Annotated in this window: 8 protein-coding genes; 6 read left to right on the top strand and 2 right to left on the bottom strand. The window is 60.0% G+C overall.

All coding sequences use genetic code 11. The annotated features are described in order from the left end of the window. The first annotated feature begins 946 nt into the window (after positions 1–946). The 6 genes from P9250_RS25125 to P9250_RS25150 all read left to right on the top strand — a co-directional run bounded on the left by P9250_RS25125 (position 947) and on the right by P9250_RS25150 (position 16748). The gene (locus tag P9250_RS25125) at positions 947–7201 is read left to right on the top strand and encodes a polyketide synthase (RefSeq protein ID WP_310395776.1); all 6255 of its coding nucleotides are present in this window, start codon (positions 947–949) and stop codon (positions 7199–7201) included. After that, entirely contained in the window at positions 7198–11220 is a 4023-nt protein-coding gene (locus P9250_RS25130) for an amino acid adenylation domain-containing protein (RefSeq protein WP_310395778.1), read from the top strand. Before P9250_RS25125 ends, P9250_RS25130 begins: the two co-directional genes overlap by 4 nt. Then, positions 11217–12482, top strand: coding sequence for an NAD(P)/FAD-dependent oxidoreductase (locus P9250_RS25135; RefSeq protein ID WP_310395781.1), 1266 nt, complete (start codon positions 11217–11219; stop codon positions 12480–12482). Before P9250_RS25130 ends, P9250_RS25135 begins: the two co-directional genes overlap by 4 nt. 46 nt (positions 12483–12528) lie before the next feature. After that, positions 12529–13695: an HlyD family secretion protein gene (locus P9250_RS25140; protein ID WP_310395783.1), complete on the top strand. Its 1167-nt coding sequence runs from the start codon at positions 12529–12531 to the stop codon at positions 13693–13695. Continuing rightward, on the top strand, positions 13692–15083 hold the full coding sequence (locus P9250_RS25145) for an MDR family MFS transporter (protein WP_310395785.1): 1392 nt from the start codon (positions 13692–13694) through the stop codon (positions 15081–15083). Before P9250_RS25140 ends, P9250_RS25145 begins: the two co-directional genes overlap by 4 nt. Positions 15084–15293: 210 nt before the next feature. Further along, complete coding sequence (locus P9250_RS25150; RefSeq protein ID WP_310395787.1) at positions 15294–16748, top strand: efflux transporter outer membrane subunit; 1455 nt, start codon at positions 15294–15296, stop codon at positions 16746–16748. 49 nt (positions 16749–16797) lie between these two features. Here P9250_RS25150 and P9250_RS25155 read toward each other — a convergent pair whose 3' ends face one another. Together P9250_RS25155 and P9250_RS32665 are read right to left on the bottom strand one after the other, a co-directional pair. Further along, positions 16798–16956, bottom strand: a complete 159-nt coding sequence (locus P9250_RS25155; RefSeq protein WP_250464678.1) for a hypothetical protein — start codon at positions 16954–16956, stop codon at positions 16798–16800. Positions 16957–17086: 130 nt separating this feature from the next. Continuing rightward, the gene (locus P9250_RS32665) at positions 17087–17299 is read right to left on the bottom strand and encodes a DUF2892 domain-containing protein (protein WP_250525807.1); all 213 of its coding nucleotides are present in this window, start codon (positions 17297–17299) and stop codon (positions 17087–17089) included. Between the last annotated feature and the right edge of the window lie 370 nt (positions 17300–17669).

A 17669-nucleotide genomic window follows, 5' to 3' on the forward strand; every position in this document is an offset into this window, starting at 1 on the left:
ACAACGAGAAGATTCCCATCGGCGCGAACCGGACCGATACCGTGAACGAGAAAAAGCCATCACCGTTGACGCCAAGCGCACAATCCTCGCCAAGCCCGGGAGACCGCGACCGTGCTCTTGCAACGCACGCGGTGGGCATCGATGAAACCGTTTCGGTGGCGCGACGCGGAGAGGTGATCATCGGCGCGTTTCAGGCGGTGCCGATGGTGCTTACGAAAGCGTGAAAGTCGGCGCGAAACAGACGATCGAACTGCAAGGAGATATTAACTGCGATCAAGTTATTTTCATTTCTAGCAGTAATCTATCTTTTGAAAATGCCCTATGGCAATTACGTAATTCAGCTTTTCCCGTATTTTGATCGAGTGCAAAGGACGTGAAATTACAGCTTCAATACTTCACCTCACGTGATAGGCTGCCAATCATTGATCTTTCCGCTTGTAACGGAGCAGGTAAAGTTTAGCGCGATTGGTTTTCCAACGACGAAAGAGATTATTTCCGAGATATCCATGTCCGGCGCCTTTAGGCCGCACCGCCAAGTACGCGACACGCGCCAGCAATCGACACCGTTGCTTTAGCAGTCTTAGCTTACTTTTTCTTCGGATAATCAGACATATTCAGCAGTGCTCGAAAATCACAACTAGAAATGTCCTAATCAACATCTATCGCTTCCCCCTATTAAAACCCTGTCCGTGCCGAATAAGAATTAAGCCGTCGAATTTAAATAAACGTGATTCGAGAGCAGGCGCGACTCGCCGACAACAGTGTAAGAACTGTAGTCCTCGCAAGTGACGCGATGGATTTCAGACGCTAAACAAAACGCGCATGGAAGGTCGATTTTTTGAGCGCGCACCAGTCCATTTATCCGAACAGATCGTCGCTGAGCACGCGAGCATCCCAAATAAATCGACGTGCGCAACTAGAATCAGTCAAAGAGGAACAAGAAGAGATGAATTCCGGCTCGTTATTCGAAGTCTTCGTCCGCAATACAAACCGTGGAGTAGCAGCCTCTTACACCAGTCTACGGGACGGGGAAACCGTCGAACGCACATTGACTCACGTCGAACTACTCCAGCGTGCCAGAGCGTTGGCAGGGTGGATGAAGCAGAAGGGCTTCTCGGGTAAGCGCGCCATCATGGTGTTCCCAGTTGGCCTGGAGTTCGTGGAAGCGTTTCTGGCGTGTCTCATGGCGAATGTTATAGCGGTGCCGGTTGCACCGGTGCCGCTCACGGGCGACTCCAACAAGGTTCGGCGAATGCTCGCGATCATGGAGGATTGCCAGCCATCGCTAGTGCTGGGTGTCAGCAAGAGTATCGGCAATTCGGCGCTCTTCGTGGGACGGTATCCCGAATATGGAAACCTGACGTGGCTGGAAGTCGATCGATTCGACGAATGGGATTCGTTGTCCGACTTAAGCTTCGACATGCCGTCTCCCGAAGCAATCGCATTGCTGCAATACACGTCTGGCTCCACGGGCATGCCCAAGGGAGTCATGCTGTCGCACCGAAACATCCTCAGTAATTTGCAGCAATGGGATCAGGGACTGGGGCATGACGACGACAGCAAGCTCGTCTGCTGGGTGCCGCATTGCCATGATCTCGGCTTGCTGTACGGCATTCTGTTCCCGATGTATCGATGCATCTCGGCCTATCTGTTGCCGGGCGTTGCGGTCGCGCAGAAGCCATCGCGCTGGCTGCGCGCGATTTCGGATTTCAAAGGCACGCACAGCATGGGGCCCAACTTCATCTACGGGCATTGCTGTGAGCGCATGACAGAGCAGGAATGCGAAGGTCTCGATCTGTCTTCCTGGCGCATGGCGCTCAACGCCGCAGAGCCGATCCGCGCGGAAACCGTGGAGCGATTCACCCGAAAGTTCCGGCCGTTCGGCTTCGATCCTCTCGCCATGACGGCGGCCTACGGTCTGGCCGAAGCGACATGCATCGTCACAGGCCAGAACTGGGATTCGCCATGTCGCATTCTGCGCTTGTCCGACAAGGAACTGCAGCGCAACAAGGTCCGGTTGGCGGGACCGGACGAGACGGTTGCGTCCCTGGTGGCCTGCGGTCAGCCGCTATCGGACACCATCGTGAAGATCGTCGATCCCGCAGGCTTGACCGAATGCGCGCCGGACGAGGCCGGGGAAATCTGGGTATCCGGCGACAACGTGGCGAGCGGCTACTGGATGCGGCCCGACGAATCGGCGGCGACGTTCGGCGCCACCCTGCCCAGCGTTCCCGGCAAGGTTTTTCTGCGCACGGGTGACCTCGGTTTCATTCACGAGGGCGAAGTCTTTACGACCGGGCGCATCAAGGATCTCATCATCGTGCGGGGGGCAAACTATTATCCGCAGGATGCTGAAAGCCTCCTCGAGCGCGCCCATCCTGGTTTCGTGCATGGCTCCTGCGCTGTTTTTTCGGTGCTAAAAGAGGGCGAGGAGCGCGTGGTCGTGGTCCAGGAACTCACGCGCGGACATCGCAACGGCCCTTATGAGGAGATGTTCGATGCGATCCGGCGCGCGGTGGGGGCGGCGTTCGATCTCCCGGTGGAATCCATCGCCCTGATACAGCCAGGCACCACGGCCAAGACCTCGAGCGGCAAGATTCAGCGCCGCCAGTCCAGGCAGGCTTTTCTCGACGGTAGTCTGCGGCTCGTCGCAACGTGGAGTCGCGAACGTAACGCGGATGTGCCTGCCGTCGGGACCGCCGCGCCAGCCCAGGCCAACTCGGAGAAAATGGAACACTTTCTGATCCGGCGTATCGCGGATATTTCGCGGCTTTCGCCAGAAAGCATCCGTGTGGATCGCCCGTTCTCAGAGTACGGACTGGGGTCGCTCGATTCGACGCGCATCGCGGAAGAACTGGCGGTCCAGTTCAAGATCGCCGTGTCTCCCGCAATGTTCTACGACCATCCGGATGTCCAGCGGCTGGCGGCGCATCTGGGCAGCCTGGTGCGGACGCCCGCGCCCGCGTCCGGGCAGCCGCGCGTGGCCACGGCATCGCCCGATGCCGACACTCTCGTCGTGGTCGGCATGGCATGCCGGTTTCCGGGCGCGAGTCATCTGGCGGCCTACTGGGAATTGCTGTCGGAAGGACGAAGCGGTGTCGGCACGCGCCGCGAAGTGGATGGCGCGACGCGTCATGGCGGTTTCGTCGACGACGTGGGGCAATTCGACAACGCATTCTTTACGATCACCAATCGCGAAGCGGCGTGTATCGACCCTCAGCAGCGCATGGCGATGCAAGTGGCCTGGAATGCGCTCGAAGATGCCGGCATCATTCCGTCCACGCTAGCCGGAACGGACACCGGTGTGTTTTTTGGCGCTTCCGCATTCGACTACGGATCGCTTCAGTTGGCGCACAGTGAACTGGACGCTTACAGCAATCAGGGATCGGTGCTGGCGGTCATTGCGAACCGGATTGCCTATCATCTGGATCTGCGCGGCCCGTCGTTCGTCGTCGATACGGCTTGTTCATCGGCACTGACGGCGGTGCATCTCGCTTGCCGCAGCTTGCGCGAGCGCGAATGCCGTACGGCTCTCGTTGGTGCGGTGAACGTTCTGCTTGCCAAGGACTGGGATATTGGACTGACCAAGGCCGGTATGCTCGCGCCCGACGGTCAGTGCAAGACCTTCGACGCAGCGGCCGACGGCTACGTGCGCAGCGAAGGTTGCGGCGTGCTGGTCGTCAAACGATACGAGGACGCGCTGGCCGACGGTGACCGTATCTATGGTGCCATCCTTGGTACGTCGATCAATCAGGACGGACGCAGCAACGGCCTGACCGCACCCAACGGCAGTGCGCAGGAAGCGCTCGTGTTGCGCGCGCTTGCGGATGCGAAAGTCGACCCGTCCGATCTTCAGTATGTCGAAGCGCACGGCACTGGCACGGCGCTAGGCGATTCCATCGAATGCCGGGCCTTGTCACGCGTTCTGGCGCAGGGCGCCCACCCGGAAGCAAAGCCATGCTATCTGGGGTCGGCCAAGGCAAACGTCGGTCATCTCGAAGCCGCCGCCGGCATGGCCGGACTCATCAAGGCGTTGCTGATGCTGCATCACGGATCCATTCCGATGCAGCGCAATCTGTCGCGGCTCAACCCGCTGCTCGATCTTGGCGCGCGCCTACGGATTTCCCGCACTCGCGTCGATTGGCCTTCGTCGACCGAGGCTAGGCGCTACGCATCGGTGAGCGCCTTCGGCTTTTCCGGTGCAAACGCCTGCGTGGTGGTTGGGGACGCGAGCGATGCAGCCGGGGCACAGCCGGCGTCGGTCCCCTCTTCAAACGTTCTGCCCTTCGTCATGAGCGCTCGCGACAGGGCGGCGCTAGATCGCCTGGCTGTCAGTTATGTCGAGATGCTTTCGACCTTGCCCGCGCAGGATTGGCCCGACTTCACCTACACCAGCAGTTGCCGCCGAACGCCGCAAGATGTCCGTTTCGCAGTCACGGCCGACGGTCCGGCGGCGCTCGCGCCGAAGTTGCAGGCTCTGGTCCGGGGTAGCGATGAATACGTATCCAGGCGTGCCGCGCCGAAGATCGCTTTCGTCTACACAGGACAAGGCATGCCGCTGAAGAACGCTGCGCGTGAGTTTCGTCGGATGCCCGTCTTTCAGGATGCCTTGAAGCGTTGCAACGAGGTATTGCAGCCGGTGCTCGGCATGACGCTCGACGCGTGGCTCTACGAGGACGCTACCGGCCCGCTCACGAGCCGGCCCGCCTTGTCGCAACCGGTCCATTTCGGCTTGCAATACGCCATCAGCCAGGTCGTGCTGTCGTTCGGCATCCGTGCCGATCTCGCGTTGGGTCACAGCCTCGGCGAGTATGCGGCGCTAGTGACCTGCGGGGCCATGACCCTGGAAGACGCGCTCCGGTTGGTCCTCGTACGCGGCGACCTGTGCGAGAACCGGGTCGCTTCGGGCAGCATGGCAACGGTCTTCTCCGATGAAGATACAGTCCGGCGCGCAATACTGCTCGCAAATGGTCAGGTTGAACTGGCCGCGGTCAATGGCCCGCAACATTGCGTGGTGTCCGGGACCACCGATGCCGTGTCGCAGTTCTGCGCTCGCCTCAAGGAGCAGCGCGGGATAGACTCGCGCAAGTTGCAGGTCGAGCGTCCTTACCATTCGGCTCTTTTGGAGCCGGCTCTGCCCGCGCTGATGAGCGCCGCCGAGGCGCTGGAACTGCACGCGCCCGAGATTGGCTTCGTTTCCACCGTGACGGGTAGCCTTTGGAGTCCGGGAAAGAAGCTTAACGGCCACTACTTTGCGCGTCAGTTGCGTGAACCCGTGCGCTTTGCTGATTCGCTGCAAACGCTGGCACGCGCTGGTATCGACCTGGCAATCGAAATTGGCTCCCGGCCGGTTCTGTGCGCCCTTGGCAAGGCGTGCCTGGGAGATGCTGGCCCTCGCTGGCTGCCGCTGTTGAGGCAAGACGACCGCGACCACGAGAATGTGATCGAAAGCCTGCTGGACGCGATGGGCGCGGGCGCGGACATCGATTGGCGGCCGTTCTTCGACGCATCGTCACGCAAGATTCTGTCCTTGCCGGTGTACGAGTTCGAGAAAGTACAGCACTGGTTCCAGTCGCGTTCTCCGGAGCTGGCTTCGCCCGATGTTCCCGCCGCAACGACGCAATTGCCGACACGACCAGATCCATCGATTCCATTCGTCGGACTGCCGGCTTGGGATGCCGTTGTCCGCCGCGGCGAACAGGCCTTGGACGGCTTCCGCGCTGCCGAGCGCCCGGCGTTGGCGCGCTTTGAGGACATTTGGCAACGTCTAGAAGAGGCCTGCCCGCTGGTCATGGCTGCCTCACTGGCCGAACTGGGGCAGTTCCGCCAGCCTGGAGAAACGGCGTCCGCGCAATCTATCTGCAAACGGTTCGGACTCAAAGCCAATCGGCTTGCGCCGCTCGGACAATGGCTAATGACGCTCGAGCAGACCGGCTTCGTCAAGGCGGCCGGAAGTGACGGCCTCTTTCGCAACCTCGTTGCGTTCGATGCGGTGAAGCTGCGCAGCCAGGTCGCCACGCTGTTCGCCACGATCCAGGCGGACGACGACGTTCGACCGTTCGTGGACTATGTAAGGGCGTGCGCCTTCAGTCAGGTCGGGCTGCTCAAGGGCCTGACGAATCCGCTCGACTTGTTGTTCCCTGACGGCCAAACCAGTGTCGCCGACTCGCTTTATCAACTCAATCCTGTATCCAGAATGCAGAACCGTATCGCGGCGGAAGTGCTAGGGGCGCTCGTGGCCCGGCACACCGCTTCGCGCCGGACTCCCATGCGCATCCTGGAACTGGGCGCGGGGACCGGCGGCACGACGGCGGCGCTGCTGAAGGCGCTGCCGCAGTCAGGCGTCGTCTATCGCTTCACGGATGTCTCGCACTTCTTCACAGACCGCGCCCGGGCGCACTTCGCCGCTGTGCCGTTCATTGAGTATGGCCTCTTCGATCTCGACAAGGGCTTCGCCGAACAAGGCTATCAAGCGGCTTCTTTCGACCTGATTCTGGCCGCGAACGCTGTGCACGCCGCGAAATACATCGACCGGACGCTGCTGGACCTGCGCCGGCTTCTCGCGCCGGGCGGCGTAACCATGCTCATAGAGGGCACGGTCAATACGCCAATTCAGATGCTGACGCTCGCGCACATCGAGAGCTTTGGCCACTATCAGGACCACCGCAAGGTCAGCAACCTGCCGTTCATGGCGATCGATCAATGGCGGGAGTGTGTGCTGAAGGCCGGTTTCGAGCACTTCAGCGCCATTCCGGGCACGGGCGTTCCGTCCACGGCGTGGCCGCAGAACGTGCTGCTGGCCTTCGCTTCGGAAACCAACGCTGCGTTGCCTCCGGCGGCCGCGTATGGCGCGCCCGCCATTCATCCGCCGGCCGCGGTGGCTAAGAAAGCGCCTAGTTCGGACGCACGGACCGAACCAGGCTTAAGCACCATGGACTCGCTGAAGAGTCTGCTAGCAAATCTCATCCACGTCGATGCGGCGAGCATCGAACCTCACGCCACCTACATGGAGCTTGGCGTCGATTCCATCGTGCTGATGGAATTCACGCGCGTCGTCAGTCGGCAGCGTGGCATGAAGCTGACGGTGCCCCAGCTCTTCGAGCACTACCCGAGCCTGGATGCGCTGTCGCGCTTCCTCGATGCGAGCGAGACCAGTCAGGCGCGCTTGCAGGATATCGACGCCGCACAGGAGATCTCATGAGCGGAAGAATTGCGACCTTGCCTGTCCTGAACGACAGCGTCCGCGGGGCCTACCCGTTGACTCCGATGCAGCAGGCTTACTGGATCGGCGAAAAAAACGGCTATCGACTGAACACCGCTGCCAGCCTGTATCGCGGCTTCCGGACGACGGAACTCGATGTGCAGCGGCTAGAGCAGGCACTGCTCGTCCTCATGGTCAACCACCCGGCGCTGCGAACCCGCGTTCATGCGGACAGCACGCAGTCCATCGCCGCTATGCCCGAACGCTACGAGGTGCGCATTCGTGACTTGCGGCATCAGGAAGTGGCATTCCAAGAGAGCCTCGCGGGTAGCCGGAAGGACGCGGCGAGCGAGCATCTGCCCGGCATGGACAGCGGCTGCCAGTTCGCCTGCTTCGTCGATCGTGTTCACGACGGCTATCGTGTTCATTTCCTGTTTCGTCTGCTGATCCTGGATGGTTACTCGCTCGCGTTGTTTTTCAACGACCTGACGCACGCGTATAGCGGAAGGGCGATAAACGCGCCGACGGCCGCGTTTCGCGAGTATGCCGAACGGCTGTCTGTGGAAAGGTCCGAGCCGGAGTATCAGCTGTCCCTCGATTACTGGAACGACAAGCTCAAGACACTGCCTTCCGCACCGGATCTGCCCATTCGGGATCTGGATGAAATTCCTGGGAAGTCGGTCTTCCGTCGCCTCCAGATCTGCCTTGAACCGGCCGATGTTCAGCAACTCGGCTTGCAGGCAAGAAAGCTCGGCGTCACGCTTAACGCTCTGCTATGCACGCTGTTCGCGGATGTCCTGCGCATGTGGTCGCGTCATCCGGCCTTCACGTTAAATCTGCTGATTTCCAATCGGCCCGCAGACGATGCGCGCTTCGATCGCACCATTGGCAATTTCAGCAACACCCTGCTGTTGGAAGTGCCCGTAGTCGAAGGCGATTTTCAAGGGCGCGCGCGCGCCTTGCAAAGGCAACTCTTTCGCGAGATCGAATACCGCAAGGTGTCCGGCGTGGACGTGATCCGGATGATGAGCCGTCCGGCGTCCGTGCTGCCGGCCATGCCGGTGGTGTTTGCCAGCACCTTGGGACTCGAGAATGGCTCGATGGCCGCACCGGCCGAACTGGGCTGGCGCACCGACGGCGGCGGCATGAACACGCCTCAGGTATGGCTGGACCATCAGGTCTACATGGATGAAGGCCGTCTGATTCTGAACTGGGATTACGTCGACGGCGTGTTCATGGTCGGCGTGATCGAGGAAATGTTCGAGACGTACGGCAACGCCCTGCGTCAACTTCTGGCGCTGGAGGACTCTTCTTCGCTCGTTCCGAGTCTGCCCGAGACCGCGCTTGCCGCCCGCCGCCTCGCGAATCAGACCGCACGGGTGCTGCCTCAGGGACTGTTGCATGACTTCTTCCACGCGGCGTGTGGCGCTCATCCCAAGCAAACCGCGCTGATCGCGTCCCGCGTCGAGATCAGCTACCGCGAGTTGTTTCACAGAACCACGCATTTGGCGGCGACATTGCGGCGCCTGGGCGTATGCGCCAATGACCTCGTTGCCATCGTGGCACGGCGGAGCTGGCGTCAGGTGGCCGCGGTCATTGCCACGGTGCAGTCTGGCGGCGCGTACCTTCCTGTCGCCCATGACCTTCCCCAGGCACGAAAGCAGTGGTTGATCCAGCAGCCGGGCGTCAAGGTCGTTTTAGGCGAGCGGGAGTGCGTTGCTAGTCTGAGCGTCCCGGCAGACGTGATAGTGCTGGCGCTCGAGGACGTGCTGCCGGACGAAGCGCCCACCGAGGCCGTCACACTGGCCAACGTTCAGCATCCGCACGATCTGGCCTATGTGATATTCACCTCCGGATCGACGGGCCAGCCGAAGGGCGTTGCCATTGATCATCGCGGGGCTGTCAACACGCTCCAGGACGTCATCGCGCGGTTTGGCCTAGACACGCACGATCGCGTCATAGGTCTCTCGGCCTTCAATTTCGATCTCTCTGTCTACGATATCTTCGCCACTCTGGGCCGGGGCGCAACGCTGGTGCTGCCGCCTTACGGCGACGGCCCGTCTCCCGCCGACTGGGCCAAATGTCTTCAGGAGCATGGCGTCACCGTCTGGAACAGCGTGCCCGCGCTATTGGAAATGCTGCTCGAAGTATCGGCAGGTCAGGCGGCGGCGGTCTTTGCGAGTTTGCGGCTGATCATGCTGAGCGGCGATTGGATTCCGGTATCCCTGCCGGGGCGCATGGCCGCCGTCGCGCCGAACGCGACGTTCGTCAGCATGGGCGGAGCCACCGAAGCCTCGATCTGGTCGAACTATTTCATCATCGATACGGTGAACCCGGCGTGGCGGAGCATTCCATACGGATGGCCGCTTTCGAACCAAAGTTTCCACGTGCTCGACGACGCCTTGCAGGCCCGGCCCGCGTACGCCGTCGGCGAGCTGTATATCGGCGGCATCGGTTTGGCGCAGGGCTACTACCGGGACCCGGAACGGACTAGTCAGAGCTTCATCACGCAACCTCAGACCGGTGAACGTCTCTACAAGACGTCGGACCTCGGCCGCTACCGTTCGGACGGCTGTCTGGAGTTTCTCGGGCGCAACGACACCCAAGTCAAGATTCATGGGCATCGCATGGAATTGGGCGAGATCGACGCTGTGCTCGAACGATGCCCCGGCGTGCGTAGCGCCGCGTCGCTAGTCAAGACTGTCGGTGAACAGCACGGGCTGCAACTGCTGGCATTCTACGTTCGCGATCGCGCTGTTTCAGAGCGCGCTGTAGCAATCGAGACATCGATACGACAGCACTTGAGCGATTTGCTGCCCCAGTACATGGTGCCCAGTTTGCTCGTTGAAATCGATCATATGCCCGTGACGGCCAACGGAAAGATCGACCGCGCCGCATTGGGTCAAAAAGCAGCCGTGATACAGATAACAAGTACGGAAAAAATCTTGCCTCGCAACGACACCGAGCGTGCCTTGTCGAGCCTTTGGGAAGGCTTGCTGGGAATCGAAAGTCCCGGCGTTCACGACGACTTCTTCGCGCTGGGCGGCAGTTCGCTGCTAGCGGTGCGCCTGCTCAACGCTATCGCGGTCGAGTTCGGGCAAAGCTTGTCGCTGGCCTCGCTGCTGCGTCACGGCACGATCGCGGCCCAAGCCGGATTAATCCGCGAAAGCGCCCCGCAAGATCATGCCCGGAGTGCCGGTTCAAATCTTCCACGAAAAGCGGTGGTGTGCATTCGGGACGCGGCTCCCGAGTCTGATTCGCGGGATGTGCTGGTCGCTGTTCATCCAGTAGGCGGCAACATCTTGTGCTACCGGGAACTGCTGGACTACGTTCCCGCGGACATGACTGTGATCGGCATCCAGTCGCGCGGCGACGGCGTCGCAAGGACGGTGACGGGTATGGCCGCCAGTTATTCCGAGGAATTGGCTAGCCACATTTCTTCCAATGCCCGAATCTCGCTGTGGGGATGGTCCATGGGCGGCGCCATAGCGCAAGAAATGGCACGTTTGCTGGAGAACGCCGGCGCGACGGTCGCGAACCTGATCATGATCGACAGTTGGGTCGGGAATCCAGCTCTCGATCGTACGGTGCTGGAAGGGCATCGACTCTTGGAGAATTTCGCTCGCGATCTGCTACAGACGCAGGACAGTCCGAAAGACCTGGAATCGCTGCTGTCGTTGCCTGAGGCCCGGAGGTTGCAGGCAGTCAGGTCGATGCTCGACGAGGCGGGCGGTGTGCGCTTGTCGGCGGCCGATTTCGACAGCCTTCTGGCCGAGCATCGGGCGAACTTCAACGCGCTGATTCGTCACCGGCCGCAAGCAACCTGTATCGCACCGGTGCAGTTTCGCGCGACGCGACTCTTCGACTTCCCCTTCCTCGTGCCTTTCCCGGCGTCAGTTGGCAATGCGGCCGCGCCAGGAGAGACGATCGATCTCGACGAAACCCATTTTTCGATTGTCCGCGGCGAGTGTCTTCGCCGAATCACGGATATGACTCTTGGTAGCAAAAACCTCGCATGAATCATCGATCATCTTTCATCAAGACCGTGGACACGCTCGTCATCGGCGCCGGACAAGCTGGTCTGGTCACGAGCTATCACCTTCGTTCGCACGGCATCGAGCATCTTGTCATCGAGAGCGAAGGCCGCCCGGCCCACAAATGGACGGACCGTCTTTGGGACTCCTTTACCCTCGTAACACCCAACTGGACTTTCCGGATTCCTGGCGCGGAGTACGGCGGGACCGATCCCCACGGGTTCATGACCAAGGCCGAAGTGGCGGCTCGTTTCAAGGCTTACGTCGCGAAGTATCAATTGCCCGTGCTTTACAACACCCGGGTGCTGTCAGTGACCGCGGGCGTGGACGACGACTTCGAGGTGGAGACCAATGCCGGCAAAATGCGGGCGAAGCAGGTGGTCATGGCCACGGGCCTGTTTCAGACATCTCGCATTCCTTCGTTTGAACGGGGCTTTTCCAGCCACGTCCGTCAACTGCATTCCAGCGACTACAAGAACCCTGAGCAGCTGGGACGAGGGGCCGTGCTCGTGGTCGGAAGTTCCCAATCTGGCGCCCAAATTGCCGACGAAATCAATCGCAGCAACCGGAAGGTATTCCTGTGCGTCGGCGAGTCGGGCCGGGCGCCGCGGCGGTATCGCGGCAAGGATAGTTCGGAGTGGCTGGAACTGCTTGGCCTTGCGGATAAAACAGTGGACCAGTTGATGTCGCCGGGAATCAAGTTCGCGGCCAACCCGCACATTGTCGGCCGATCGGATGGCCGCGATATCAATCTGCACCGCTTCCACCGCGACGGCATCACGCTACTGGGCCGGCTGATGGACGTGCGCAATAGCACAATTTATCTTGCGCCGGACCTGCACCGGAATCTGAAACTGGCCGACGAGTTCGAGAAATCGCTTCTCGAGCAAATCGATCAGTACATCGCAGAGCATCGACTCGACTGCGAATCGCAACGCTTGACGCAGTGGAAGGATGGTTTCGAGTGCGAGCAACTTTCTTCGCTCGACGCCACGCGAGAGGGCATCGAAACCGTCATCTGGGCAACAGGTTACCGGTTCGACTTCAGTTTGGTGGACTTCCCGGTGTTTGACGAGGACGGATATCCCGTCCAGAAGCGCGGCGTCACCGCACAGCCAGGCCTCTACTTCGTCGGACTGCCGTGGTTGTACAAGCAGAAGTCCGGCCTTCTGGGCGGCGTGGGCGACGACGCGGCGCACGTGGTGTCCGAGATCGTGCGGCGCACGTCTGCCGTAAGACACGGTTGATGCTTCATCACTGTCCTAATTCATACAGATCACGCAAAAGGTGGAGATGCCTGAGAATCAAGATACGGCGGCACGGTTATCCGTGCCCAATCCGAACGACGCTGCTGCTTCCGCAGTTTCGGCCCAGCGGCGCGATGGCCGCCGGAAGAACCGGTTGATCATCGGCGCGGTCGTCGTTGCGGCTTTGATGGTTGCGGCGCGCATGGCATGGCGAAGCCACTATTTCGAGGAAACGGACAACGCTTTTCTCGACGGCAACATCACTTTCGTTTCACCGCGTATCGCCGGCACGGTGAGCAGGGTTCTCATTAAAGAAAATCAACGAGTGAGCGCCGGGGACCTGATGATCCAACTCGACAAATCCGATCAGGAAATCAAGGTCCGCGAGGTCCAGGCCCTGTTCGTGGAAATCGATGCGCAGAGCAAGCAGGTGGAAGCGCAGATCCGGAAATCGACCGCCGAGGTCGAATCGGCCAGGGCAGAGGTCGAGCGCGCCGAGGCACAAGCACGCCGGGCGCGCACCGATGCGGCGCGCTACAAGACCGTGTTCACCGAGGAAATGCGGGCGGTGTCAAGGCAAGAGCTGGATAATGCGGTGGCCGCCGCCGACGTGGCTGCCGCCGAGTTGCTCGAAAAGAAGGAACGGCAATCCGCGGCGCAGGCCAACATGGCTTCGGCCGTCGCGTCGAGAGACATCCTGCTCGCCAAGAAAAGTGGGCTGCTCGTTCAACTTCAGGACGCGCAACTTCAACTGAGCTATAACGACATCCACGCGCCAGTCAGCGGCGTCGTAGGCAGGAAGAACGTGGAGGTCGGATCCCGGATCGCGCTAGGTCAGCAGGTGCTTGCCATCGTGCAGGACCATGTGTGGGTCAATGCAAATTTCAAGGAAACCCAGCTTGGCCAACTAGTGCCGGGGCAGACTGCGACCGTTCACGTGGATGCCTTTCCGGCGCACGATTTCGTTGGGCATATCGAGAGCTTCTCGCCCGCGTCCGGCAATCAGTTCGCGCTGCTGCCGCCGGACAACGCAACCGGTAACTTCACCAAGATCGTTCAGCGCGTTCCCGTGCGAATTGCGCTGGAGCCGGCCTCCGTCGATGCCTACAAGTCGCGTCTTGCGCCGGGCATGTCCGCAGTCGTGGAGATTGATCTTCGGCAGGGTCGCCCCGCGCATCCTGCCGAAGCAGCCAGCCATCAAGGGCGCTCATGAAGACCGTCGGCACCGATATGTTCCAAAGCGGCCCCGGCAAGCCGTCATCACCAGACCCGCTTACCGACGATGCGGCGTTGCGTCGGACGTGGGTGGCGGTCTCCGCCGCGATTCTCGGCGTATTCATGTCCATTCTGGACATCCAGATCACCAATGCATCGCTCAAGGACATCTTCGGCTCGCTGTCCGCCACACAGGACGAAGGCTCGTGGATGTCCACCGCCTATCTGGCGGCCGAGGTGACGGTCATTCCGGTGACGGCCTTTTTCATGACCGTTCTTGGTCTCCGTATGTATATGCTGGCCAGCGGATTTTTTTTCCTCGTGTTTTCCACCTTGTGTGGCTATGCGTGGAATCTGGAAAGCATGATCGTCTTTCGCATGCTGCAGGGCCTGGCGGGCGGCGCGCTGATTCCGATGGCCATGACGCTGCTGTTGACGCGCCTTCCGCCGGCCAGCCGCCCGACAGGACTTGCGTGGCTGATGCTTTCCACCACCTTGGCGCCGGCCTTCGGTCCGACCATCGGCGGCGTGCTCACGAGTATGTATGGCTGGCCGTCGATCTTTTTCATCAACTGGGGGCCGGGCATCCTGTTGCTGATTGGCCTTGCCCACGGGCTCGACCACGATGCGGGCAAGGCCGGTGCGCTCCGGCAAGCCGACTGGCTGTCCATCGCGACAATGACGGTGGGGCTAGTCTCGCTGATCGTCTTCCTCGAAGAAGGCAACACGCGCGACTGGTTCGACTCGCGCTTCGTTCAGGTCTTCTTCGGGCTGGCGCTGGTGAACCTGAGCATCTGGATATACAGGATGTTCTCGCGCACGAGCCCTTACGTGAACCTGCGACTCTACGCGCGCCGGAATTTCGGCGTGTCGTCCATCGTCGGCGCCACGAGCGGCATGGCGCTGTACGGGTCGACATTTCTGCTGCCGTTGTTTCTCTCGCAGATCGCGGGCTACAACTCCTTCCAGATAGGCCTGGTCATCATGTGGATGGGGCTGCCACAAATATTTCTGATGCCTGTCGTGGCCAGGTTCGCAAAAGTCTACGACAACCGTCTAATTTGCGCGCTGGGTCTGATTCTGTTCGCCGTATCGTCGTTTATGAACACCAACATGACGGCGGACACCATGCGCGACCAATTAGTGGCCTCGCAACTGTTCAGAGGTCTGGGTCAGCCGATGATCGTGTTGACCTTGTCCAATTTCGCCACGGCCCGGATGGAACTGACCAACATGTCCTCGGCGTCCAGCCTGTTTAATATGTCGCGAATACTGGGTGGCGCCGTCGGGACCGCAATTCTCGCGACATTACTCACTACGCGGGAGAAATACCATTCGATGCGCCTTGGTGAATCGGTTTCTTTTTTTTTCGAACAGTGTGCTTGAGCGAATCGGGCGTTTGTCGTCCAGCTTTCTGCAAAGTGTTGCGGACTCGTCCAGTGCGACCAATCAGGCTTTCGCGGCGATTTCGCATGTTGTGCGCCGGGAGGCGTACGTCATGGCCTATAACGACTGTTTCTTCGTCCTGGGTGTCGTGTTGAGTGCGTCGGCCGTGGTCATCTGGCTGGCAGATAGAGTGGTTTCTGGAACGGGAAAATGAGCATCCGCAAGAACAAGTACCAGCTTCTTTTGTTGACGCTCGCGTTGTCGCAAGCGGGTTGTTCCACGGGTCCGCTGACTCCCATCGAAGGACCTGTCAACGCGCCGCAGCAGTTCAAGGGTGACTTCAACGGCGAGCGTATTCAGGGCAAGTGGTGGGAAAACTATCACGACCCAGTCCTCAACCAGCTCGTGAAAACGAGCTTGCGGGACAATCCCAATCTGGGTGTCGTTTATGCCCGATTGCGTGCTGCCCGCGAACAGGTCAATGCCGTCTCGTCCACATCACTACCGCGTCTTGATGCCGACGCCGGCATTGGCTACTCTCGCACTTCGCCTAATACCCCGTTCGGCCTAGCGCTTGGGCAGCAATCGATCAAAGGCAGCCAGTATTCGATCGAAACCAGAGCCTCCTGGGAACCGGACCTGTGGGGACGCGTGGCCAATGCCGTGAAGACAGCCAATACCCGGGTCGAGTTGGCGAAGATCGACATCGATTCGTACATGTTGATTCTCTGTTCCGAAGTGGTTCAGTTTTATTGGCAGATGCGCTCGGCGGAAGCGGATCTGGCATTCCTGCAAGCTGTTCAGCGCTCACATGCCGAAACTGTTGGCCTGCTGACAACGCGCTATCGCGGTGGATTGGAGGGAGAACTCGACTTGGCCCGGGCCCGCGCTGAACTGGCGAACTCCACGGCCGACATGGAAGAAGCGCGCAAGCGGCGCGAGTTGAACGAGCACAGCCTCGCTACTCTGACCGCGCGGCCGGTGGCGGAGTTTTCCGTGCCGGCGATTCATCACGACGAGGCCACCGCCGACTGGCTTCCGCCACCGCCGCCGCGTATGGCTCCTGGCGCGCCCGCGACGATCCTTTCGCGACGTCCTGATCTGGCAGCGAGTGCGCAGGACATCCGGGCGGCGATTGCCGATCGAAACATCGCTGAAACGGCGTTTTACCCGACGATCAAACTGACGGGAGATTTTGGATTCGCGTCCAGGGATCTTGGTTCGCTGCTCAGCGGTCAACAGTTGTCGTTCGGCCCCGTGGCCATCTCCTTGCCGATTTTTGACGGCGGCAGGAACAAGGCAAACCTCGCGGCGGCGGATGCGCGCTACCAAGAGGCTGTGGCATCGCACAAGAGCAAGCTGTTGCTGGCGCTGAAAGAAGTCGACGATGCGCTGACTGAAATCGCGACGAATGAAACCGCTGTGACGGGACGACAGCAAGCGCTCGATGCTGCCAGACGAGCAATTGCAGTCGCCAAGGCCCGTCAGAAGAGTGGCTTGACCAACTACCTGGATGTGCTGGAGTCGGAGCGCACGATGCTGACCATCGAACGAGCCAGCCTGCAAAACCGCATGCGGGCACTCGTCGCTAGCGTCGAACTAGTGCGTGCGGTAGGCGGGGGATGGGACGCAGGGAGTGCGGTAACTCCCGGCCAGTTGGAGTGATGGCGTCGCCAGGATGCGCGTTGAGGCGCCTCCTGGCGACGCGACGCTTCTACGACGATGCCAACGGCTTCGCCTTCTGGGCGGCGATCTTCTCCACAAGACCTGCGAGCCAGCACATGGGACACCCCTTGAGCAGGAAGAGGGCGGTGACAAAGCAAACCATGGAAAACAGCTTCACTGCCGAGGCGGAAAAAATCAGGAAATACATGCCCGCGCCGATGAGAAGGAGCGCTAGAACTCCCCTCAACAGATGAATGGTGATAGATCGACTGCAATACATGGATGCCTCCGAAATGAGTGTTGTCGATGCGTCTTCGGGAAGATTCGAACGGAGTTCGTTATCCCTTAAGTCTTCGGCCCACCATCGCGCACATTGGACAAAAACCGACGAAACCCATCACGACGAACGACACGCCCGCAACGACAAGCAGCCACTTGAGCCACGGCTCCATAGGGATGACGAACGCGACGATGGCGACAGCCACGCCAACGCAGGTTCGAAGGGCACGCTCCCACAGAGGCAGGTTTTTCTGAAAAAAAAGTGCAGACATATGCGTTTGTTCTCTTGTTCGATTAATGAGTTAAGACGGCAAGCTTTCTGTTGAGATGTGTGCAAAAAAGCTAAATTGAAGCTATCTTGAGCAGCTGATTCTGCGCCGATGGGAATACTTGCGCTCGCAAGAAATACATTTGCCACTTGCCAGCAAATCCGCTTGAAATTCGTTATGCGAAGCAAATATTCAATGCTAAGGATATGCGTCATACATGAACGATGTCAATGAGTTGATCGTGATCTTATTATGAGATAAAAAATGATTAGGTATTCTTATATACGTCATTTTTATCGATAGGAAAGGGAGATTGCCAGGGCGCACGCAAACTCGGCGATTCGCGGATTTTCACCGCCTGTGTTGTCGCCGA

This window comes from Caballeronia sp. LP006 (assembly GCF_031450995.1).
In the GTDB taxonomy this organism is placed as follows: domain Bacteria; phylum Pseudomonadota; class Gammaproteobacteria; order Burkholderiales; family Burkholderiaceae; genus Caballeronia.

What these genes read in the sequence shown, in the direction of transcription:
- P9250_RS25155 (WP_250464678.1), bottom strand. Translation starts at nt 16,956, where the DNA reads ATGTATTTCCTGATTTTTTCCGCCTCGGCAGTGAAGCTGTTTTCCATG.
- P9250_RS25135 (WP_310395781.1), top strand. Translation starts at nt 11,217, where the DNA reads ATGAATCATCGATCATCTTTCATCAAGACCGTGGACACGCTCGTCATC.
- P9250_RS25130 (WP_310395778.1), top strand. Translation starts at nt 7,198, where the DNA reads ATGAGCGGAAGAATTGCGACCTTGCCTGTCCTGAACGACAGCGTCCGC.
- P9250_RS25140 (WP_310395783.1), top strand. Translation starts at nt 12,529, where the DNA reads ATGCCTGAGAATCAAGATACGGCGGCACGGTTATCCGTGCCCAATCCG.
- P9250_RS25125 (WP_310395776.1), top strand. Translation starts at nt 947, where the DNA reads ATGAATTCCGGCTCGTTATTCGAAGTCTTCGTCCGCAATACAAACCGT.
- P9250_RS32665 (WP_250525807.1), bottom strand. Translation starts at nt 17,299, where the DNA reads ATGTCTGCACTTTTTTTTCAGAAAAACCTGCCTCTGTGGGAGCGTGCC.
- P9250_RS25145 (WP_310395785.1), top strand. Translation starts at nt 13,692, where the DNA reads ATGAAGACCGTCGGCACCGATATGTTCCAAAGCGGCCCCGGCAAGCCG.
- P9250_RS25150 (WP_310395787.1), top strand. Translation starts at nt 15,294, where the DNA reads ATGAGCATCCGCAAGAACAAGTACCAGCTTCTTTTGTTGACGCTCGCG.